General features: G+C 45.5%; 7 protein-coding genes and 1 tRNA gene. 2 read left to right on the forward strand and 6 right to left on the reverse strand.

Going from position 1 to position 7,701, the window contains the following annotated elements:
• The first annotated feature begins 18 nt into the window (after positions 1 to 18).
• Complete coding sequence (locus ENN47_04705) at positions 19 to 837, forward strand: DUF368 domain-containing protein (GenBank protein HDP77484.1); 819 nt, start codon at positions 19 to 21, stop codon at positions 835 to 837.
• On the opposite strand, the gene ENN47_04710 is transcribed toward ENN47_04705, so the two are convergent.
• From ENN47_04710 to recJ, 5 genes are all read right to left on the reverse strand, one after another.
• Complete coding sequence (locus tag ENN47_04710; GenBank protein HDP77485.1) at positions 838 to 1,848, reverse strand: rod shape-determining protein; 1,011 nt, start codon at positions 1,846 to 1,848, stop codon at positions 838 to 840.
• Between the two features lie 24 nt (positions 1,849 to 1,872).
• Positions 1,873 to 1,948 (reverse strand) — tRNA-Arg (locus ENN47_04715).
• Positions 1,927 to 2,637, reverse strand: a complete 711-nt coding sequence (gene ruvX, locus ENN47_04720; GenBank protein ID HDP77486.1) for a Holliday junction resolvase RuvX — start codon at positions 2,635 to 2,637, stop codon at positions 1,927 to 1,929. Before ruvX ends, ENN47_04715 begins: the two co-directional genes overlap by 22 nt.
• On the reverse strand, positions 2,630 to 2,890 hold the full coding sequence (locus ENN47_04725; protein ID HDP77487.1) for a DUF3343 domain-containing protein: 261 nt from the start codon (positions 2,888 to 2,890) through the stop codon (positions 2,630 to 2,632). Before ENN47_04725 ends, ruvX begins: the two co-directional genes overlap by 8 nt.
• Entirely contained in the window at positions 2,883 to 6,026 is a 3,144-nt protein-coding gene (recJ, locus tag ENN47_04730) for a single-stranded-DNA-specific exonuclease RecJ (GenBank protein ID HDP77488.1), read from the reverse strand. Before recJ ends, ENN47_04725 begins: the two co-directional genes overlap by 8 nt.
• A 108-nt stretch (positions 6,027 to 6,134) precedes the next feature.
• On the opposite strand from recJ, the gene ENN47_04735 reads away from it, so the two are divergent.
• A complete protein-coding gene (locus ENN47_04735; GenBank protein HDP77489.1) occupies positions 6,135 to 6,830 on the forward strand; it encodes an rRNA pseudouridine synthase in 696 nt (231 codons plus the stop codon).
• A 33-nt stretch (positions 6,831 to 6,863) separates the two neighbouring features.
• Here ENN47_04735 and ENN47_04740 read toward each other — a convergent pair.
• On the reverse strand, positions 6,864 to 7,701 hold an 838-nt coding region (locus ENN47_04740), incomplete at its 5' end, for a PEGA domain-containing protein (GenBank protein ID HDP77490.1).

Here is a 7,701-nt window from a genome sequence, read left to right on the forward strand (position 1 = left end):
ATGGTATGGAGGTGCTTCGTGCTCTATGTAGTCTTTATAGGTGTCCTCATGGGTCTTGCCAATCTCATTCCAGGCGTAAGCGGTGGCACTATTGCTCTGCTGGGGGGACTATATGAACGGTTTGTGGGTTCAATATCTATGCTGACGGCTCTCAAGATTCGCAGAGAAGAGATACTCTTCTTGATAGAACTTGTTGTCGGCATCGTTATAGGAATCTTTGGGTTCTCTGCTCTTATTGACCTTTCTCTTTCGACCGTCCCTTCACTTATGTACGGGATATTCTCAGGGCTTGTGATAGGGGGTATTCCAGTAGTCTTCAAACGAATTGAGAAACTGGGCATCAGCGCACTGCTTTCCCTGGCGGCAGGAGCCTCGATTGTTATTCTCATATCCCTTCTGAGTCCCGGGGCTGGAGGCGTTGCGCTCACCGACCACGGTCCGATCACTTTGGCCTACGATATTGTAGCAGGCTTCTTTGGAGCTTCAGCCATGGTACTTCCTGGGCTTAGCGGAGCATTTATTCTTCTGGTTATGGGCGAATACACCAGAGCCATTTCCGCAATCAAAAGCTTCGATCTAGTCATAATTGCTTTTATTGGGGCAGGTGTGATCCTGGGGGTGTTATTCGTAAGCAGACTTCTCAAATACTTGATGAAGGAGTTTCGCAGTGAGACTTTTGCCTTCCTTCTGGGCCTAATGATAGGTTCGATACCCGATCTAATCACCAGACCGGGAAAGAATACTGATCTTGTATTGATTGTTACAGGAGTGATTTTGGGAGTCGTTGTTTCTTATCTTCTCACCTTACTTGAAAAAAGAAACAAGACTCAAGTCTAGTTATTTACTATGATTGATTGCAACCCTCTGAAGACGTTTATCATTGTCGAGCAACTCGCCGATTCCTTTGACAACGCATGTCCTTGGGTCCTCAGACACTATCGTTTTTATGCCGGTCTCTTGAATAATTAGGTCCGGCAGACCTCTTATCAGCGAGCCTCCTCCGGTAAGGACAATGCCCGTGTCCATAATGTCTGCAGCGATCTCCGGAGGTGTGTCCTCTAAAATCTGACGAAGATTGAGTACAATGTCCTGAAGAATCTGAGAAATTGCCTCATGCACATCGTCAGAGGTAATTCTAATATTTCCGGGAAGGCCGTTCAGTGCGTCCCTCCCCCGAACCTCAAGCTCATAGCTCTCCAGTGTCGGGAAAGCCTTTCCAATCTTGATTTTCACATCTTCGGCGGTGGAGCTTCCAATCAGGAACTTGTATTTGCGCTTCACAAATTTGATTATTGCCTCGTCCATCGCATCTCCCGCAATTCTTAGAGAACGAGAAACGACAATCCCTCCAAGGCTTATTACAGCTATATCGGAGGTCCCTCCTCCGATATCTACAACCATATTTCCCACGGAATCGAAAATATGAAGTCCTGCTCCAACAGCAGCCACAACTGGTTCAAGTACCAGATATACTCTACTGGCTCCCGCAGCCGTGGTAGCCTCAATGACTGCTCTCCTCTCGACGCTGGTAACCTTAGCCGGAACCCCTACGACAACTGCAGGTCGGGAGAGTGAGAATTTTGTGCGAGTTCTCTTGACCAGCTCTTTCAAAGCCTGTTCGATTATCTGATAATCGGCTATAACCCCGTCTCGAATAGGTCTGACAGCCTTGATGTCCTTTGGGGTCTTCCCGATCATCTCCTTGGCTTCAGATCCAATTGCGATTATCTTCCCAGTCTTCACTTCAACGGCAATGACCGAAGGTTCATCTATGACAATATCTTTACCTTTCTGGAAGACCAAAAGTGAAGCAGTTCCCAAATCGATGCCAAGATCGCCCTTTTTCATAAATTACCTCCCGTGTGACATAAATGGCGTGCTCGGTGGGATTTGAACCCACAGTCTCTGGATCCGGAGTCCAGCGCTCTATCCGTTGAGCCACGAGCACTCAATAACCTGCAGTCCTCTTGAATTCAGATGAGCCATCCCATCGAGCGCTTCACCACAAGCGATTACTATTATATCGTAAGTTGAAAAGTCTATGTCGTCAACGAGGTTTACCGGCTTCAATCCTTTCCTGAAGAATGAAAGGAAGACCTGTGGGTCTTCAACAAACACCCCGGGCGTTTTCTCCAGTGAGTCTATTCCCTTAATTAGCCCAGATTTCGGCTTGAAAAACAACACTCTGCTGCCAGACGGAAGTTCGGGCAAATTCAGGCATTTACTTCTATTGCTGTGGACTTCCCATATCACAGACTTTCCGGAGGACTCATTCCTGAGAATTTTCATTGCGCTGAAAACATCCCTTACTTTCGCGAATTCTATCCCAATCTCAACAGACATTCTTCTCGCACTTTCAGTTGTAAGGGTCTCATCGACAAGCACTACATTGCCAGGAAACATTTTCTTCACTTTCTCCGCAAATGAGACTGCTCTCATAGTAGATTCACTGTATCTGCCCGACATTGAAATTGGTAGACCGATAACCACAGTCTCTATTTCTTTCTCCTTCAAGATTTCCGGGAGTGACTTTCGGTAGCCGGCGTGATCTATCGAATATAGAGGGATCTCCACTCCCTCTATCTGTAAGGCGAGTCCTATTTTCGATGTACCGAAGTCAATTCCAAGTTTAATCATAGAAGGATCTTACCGGATTATCAACGAAGTAACTTGTGAGCAGGACCTCAATTTTTGCCAGCAACAGGAGTTCCGAACTTACGTCAAGGTCTCTGGAGGCGACTGCAATCGAAAGAGAGCATCCAGTGAATAGACTCGGTGGTGTTGGAAAAACCTTCGCCTGCAAGCCAGCACTTCTAAGGAGTGAGATGGCTTCAAGGATGTCTTTTTGCGAAACAACGACTAAAGCATCCAGTTGCCGAGTATCAACCAACTTTCAGCACCTCTTCCGCATTCGTAAGACTCCTTAGCAAACCTCTTGTGGTCATGGTTGAGAGTTTGGTTGCAAACCATCTCGTCATTCTCTTCTCAGCAACACCCTCTCTGTATCTCAGGGTCTTCTTGACCTGAGAAGTATCAAGATCCGATCCTGAGCTGCTATGCCATACGCCGCTTTCTACGCTTAGCAGATTCATCTCCTCCAGCATTGACAAAAAGACTTTCGAAATCCCATCTTCAAAGCTGAGCGCCTTTCTTATATCTCTTTCTGAAGCCGGCAGAACATCCTTCAAATCCTGGTATACAGCTTCCAGTTCTTCGACTGTGGGAAACAACCTGTCCATTTCATTCGTATTGGAAATAAGATCTGCCTTATTGAAAGACAAATTCAGAAACAACTCAGAATCCTCGCCGGGTCTTGTTGATACGGAATCAATAACCTCCAGAAAGTTCCTCGGTGCGCTGTAGAAAACGATATTCGAGTTGCCCAACGTGACACCGAGGCCGTCGCTTGAAGGAGTCATTATCAAAACTCTTATCTTCTGTCTTTCAACCAAAGAATAGATAACAGATCTCTGAAAATCCTTAAGAAGATAATTGTAAAAAATCAGCTCGCCGTTCTGAAGAGCATGTGAGAGCCTCGAACCCATAGATTTCGCGAGGCTAACCGTTTTATGCGGAGAATCAACGATCACAGCCACGTTCTCACCGTGACCAACTATTGACATAACTTGCTCAACCTTTTTTCTGGAGCCGCGGTTGTCGATTATCCCGACTCTCTTTATGGGACTGGGTTTGTATATATTGGATATCCTCCTGTCCGAGAGAAAATCCTTCAGATCGTCATAGAAGACGCTTCCTGCGAAACCGGAAATACCGAGTACCTTGTCGACGTTCTTGAGAAACGCTTCAAGATCAGGGTGATCCTTGTAGATACCAGAGAGAATATAAGTCGGTTCGTCGAAGATTATCTCGCCGGCGATCTCGGAAATTTCCTTGAATCTCTCGACGAAGAACGGCAGAGTTATAAACACAACAGGTTCATCCAGCCTGCCTCGGTAAAGAGAGTTCGCAAAGACCGGCTTTATCGAATCCAAATAATGCTGCAGCGAATAATAAGTGTGTGCCAAAGTACCGTTGATAGCCGATACTATAAAGGTTTTCTTGCCCTGCTGATAGTTCTTCAATATCTTGAGAGCCAAAAAGGGATTCTTTATTCTGATGTTGCCGAACACTCCCCACGGATTTCTGGTGCTGATATCCAGGAATTCCGGACACTTATGAGATAGTTTCTTCTCCAGTTCGCCTATCAGTGATGATACATCTGTCTTGCCCTGTGAACCAGGCTGCTGATTCTTCCAGTCTCTAATAAACTCAAAGACGAAATTCTTGTCTCTAACTTCCTCTTCAAATACCGGATCAATGTATAATTTCGCGTCAGAGAGTGAAAGCTTGACACTCTGAAGTCCGTAAAGATTATCGCTCTTTACCGAGGCTATCGCATCTACCTTCAGAAGATTCGGCTTAACGTACTTGAAGTCATCGAACATGGTGCCCATGTTATACCCGATCGCAAGAGTCTTTCTATCACCGCAGCGAAGGATTAGTTTCACATGATCACTACTGCTGCCGAACATCTTTGCCTTTTCTATGTTAAGACCTTTGATCAGAAATCTCGGCTCGGGATTCGAGTGGCCAAAGGGTCTCAGAAGTTCGAGCTTATCAAGAATGCCCGACGTAATGGAATCAAGAGACAGAACATCGTCCACATCGATCTTGAAGACCGGTTGCTTCTTTCCGTACAGCCTTATATAAGCATCGTTTATCGCGGTTCTGAATTTTGATATGTTTTCTTTGTCAATGCTGAATCCAGCTGCCATTTCATGCCCGCCAAACTCTCTCAGCAAGTGTGAAACTTCATTCAGCAGACTTATTATGCTTACTCCTGCCGGACTTCTGGCCGAACCTTTACCGTCTGAACCATTAGTGGCAATTAGAAAAACGGGTTTATTATGAATTGAAACAAGTCTTGAAGCCACTATTCCCAGTACTCCTAAGTGCCAGTTATCTCCATCGATTACTAGAGCAAAATCATCCTCGAAACTCGCAGTGTTTGCGAGATCCTTTTCAGTTTGATCAAAAATCTTTGCCTCTATGGTCTGTCGGTTCTGATTGTGTTTCAGAAGACGGCTGGCGGTATTCATTGCCGAATCCATATCCTCGCTAATGAGAAGCTCCAACGCAACTATTGCGGAAGCCATTCTTCCGGCAGCATTAAGCTTCGGAGCTATCTTGAAAGCGATATCTTGCGCTGTAAGATTCTCAGCCGGAATTCTAAGATATGATAGAAGGGCCTTCAAACCAAGCAGTGGGCTGCTCTGGATCTTCGCAGTACCTTCCCTGACAATGTAGCGGTTCTCATCCCTTAGCGGAACTATATCGGCAATTGTTCCTAGCGCGACTATGTCCAGATAATCCTCAGGATCAATAGGACAGTGAAGGGTCTCATTCAATGCCACCAGCAGTTTGAAAGCCACTCCTACCCCGGCAAGTCCCTTGAAGGGATAATCATCGTCCGGTCTCTTTGGATTGATTATGGCATCGGCGGGCGGGAGAACATCTTTCACTTCATGATGATCCGTGACAACTACATTGAAACCTATCTCCTTTGCGTATGTAATCTCATCAAATGAGGTAACTCCGCAATCTACGGTTATTAGCAGGCTGTGTCCCTGGTCTCTCAGATCCTTAATTGCGTCCTTGCTCAGACCGTATCCTTCTTCCAACCTTAAGGGGATGTAGTAGCTCACATCGAAGCCCATTCTCTTCATTGCAAGATAAAGGAGCGCGGTGCTTGTAACTCCATCAACGTCGTAATCACCAAAGATTACAATACTCTCGTTTCTTTCTCTGGTTTCAATGATTGTCCGGACAGCCAGCGGCATATCTTTTAGAAGGAAGGAATCGTGAAGAATAGTTTTGTCAGGATTAAGAAACTTCATTGCCTCAACCTCATTATCGACTCCACGTGTTACCAATAACCTTGCTAGAAATTGATCAATACCCATGAATTCGACCAGTCTATTGACGGCCTCATCATCGGGCTTTAGGAGAAGCCACTCCTTTCTCATTTAGATCCACCCTCTCTTTTTTCTTTTGAAAAGATTATACCATTCTGCACAATAGCTTGGATGAGACACCCGCTAGTACCACAAGAAAAGGTATTGTACAATCTTTCCATGAGACTCGATGCTTTTTTGTCAAAATTCGCCGGCTTCAGTAGAAGTCAGAGCAGAAAATTGATCAAGGACAGAGCAGTAACTTTAAATGGCGAAGTAGCTAATGATTCTTCGGCGGCTGTCGATGAAGGAGACATGGTGGTTGTCAACGGAATGACCGTGGAGGCTTTCGGCATGATATACATCGCTCTGAACAAACCTGCTGATTATGTTTGTTCAAGAGAGAAAGCCGAAGGAAAGAGCGTCTTTGATCTTGTTGAAACCAACGTCTCGGCGGAACTCTCGGTCGCAGGAAGACTTGATAAAGACACAACTGGTCTCGTATTGCTCTCCAACGACGGCAAGTTCATTCACGAAGTTATATCGCCTCGTAATCTTGTGGAAAAAGAGTACCTGGTAGAGACTACCGATGAGATTACCGTAGAACAGGTCTCGACTCTCTCCATCGGAGTCTTTATCGGCAAAAACGAATTCTCAAAGCCCGTCTTTATTGAAGTAATAGATTCTTCTCACCTCAAAATCGTTCTCACGGAAGGCCGGTATCACGAAGTGAAGAGACTTGTTTCAGCAGCCGGAAACAATGTGAGACGCCTGCACAGGACTAGAATCGGCTCTTACGTTCTTTCCAGCAGACTCGAGCCGGGAGAATGGGATTACTTATCGGATGCCGAAAAGAAAAGAATAACCGGGACCTGAGTCCCGGCTATTTACTCTCAAACGAAGCAGTTATTAGTCGATTTTGGAGAGATTGAACGAGAGATTATGATCTCCCTTTCCAAAATAGCGGTATGTTACCGATACACGATATCCGTCCAGTACGAGCACAACTTCGTAGTATCCGGGATCAAGCTCGACAACTGTGTTGGATCTACCGTAATCTCTACCGTTGATGAAAATTCTCGCATTTTTCGGATCTGAAGAAATCGTAATCCTTGCAATCGGCCTTTCTTCTATCAGAGTTATTTTTGTAGAAGAGCTTGTTCCTGCCGCAAGGTTGACATCCTTACTGTCTGTTATATAACCGGATTTTTCAACTCTGATCGTGTGTCTTCCTGCATCGATATCTATAGAAAGCGGAGATCTCCCGACATAGACATTGTCTACAAAAACCGAGGCATTTGTCGGCTCCGTTTCAACCGTCAGTCTAGCCTTCTTGGCATAGAGTGTGGCGCTAACCTGTCTGTCTCTGTCGAGCGAGACACTTGTAGAAAAGTCCTCATAACCATCTGCTGTTACTCTTACGGTATAGGATCCCTCTCTAAGCGTGAGATTCAATGGTGTTCTCCCCTGATAGGTCCCGTTGATATAGACAAGAGCGTTTGAAGGGGAACTCGTGACATTTAATTTGTAGTCTCTCACCTGAGGACTCAACGTAATCGACTTCGAAATCGAGCGGTCAAGCACGAAAGTCTCCGAGTAGGTTTCATAACCCGATCTCTCTATCCTAAGATTCTTCGTTCCACCCTCCAGAGTAACGTTCAATGGGCTTCTGCCCACGTAGGCATTATTAACATATACATCGGCCCCGGAAGGACTTGTGATTACTGATAACTGATAGTTCTGTACA

Origin of the sequence: Mesotoga infera, assembly GCA_011045915.1 — a bacterium.
GTDB classification, from domain to species: domain Bacteria; phylum Thermotogota; class Thermotogae; order Petrotogales; family Kosmotogaceae; genus Mesotoga; species Mesotoga infera_D.

Excerpts from the sequence above, each read along its gene's own strand:
- ENN47_04735 (HDP77489.1), top strand. The coding sequence starts at position 6,135 with ATGAGACTCGATGCTTTTTTGTCAAAATTCGCCGGCTTCAGTAGAAGT.
- recJ (HDP77488.1), bottom strand. The coding sequence starts at position 6,026 with ATGAGAAAGGAGTGGCTTCTCCTAAAGCCCGATGATGAGGCCGTCAAT.
- ENN47_04710 (HDP77485.1), bottom strand. The coding sequence starts at position 1,848 with ATGAAAAAGGGCGATCTTGGCATCGATTTGGGAACTGCTTCACTTTTG.
- ruvX (HDP77486.1), bottom strand. The coding sequence starts at position 2,637 with ATGATTAAACTTGGAATTGACTTCGGTACATCGAAAATAGGACTCGCC.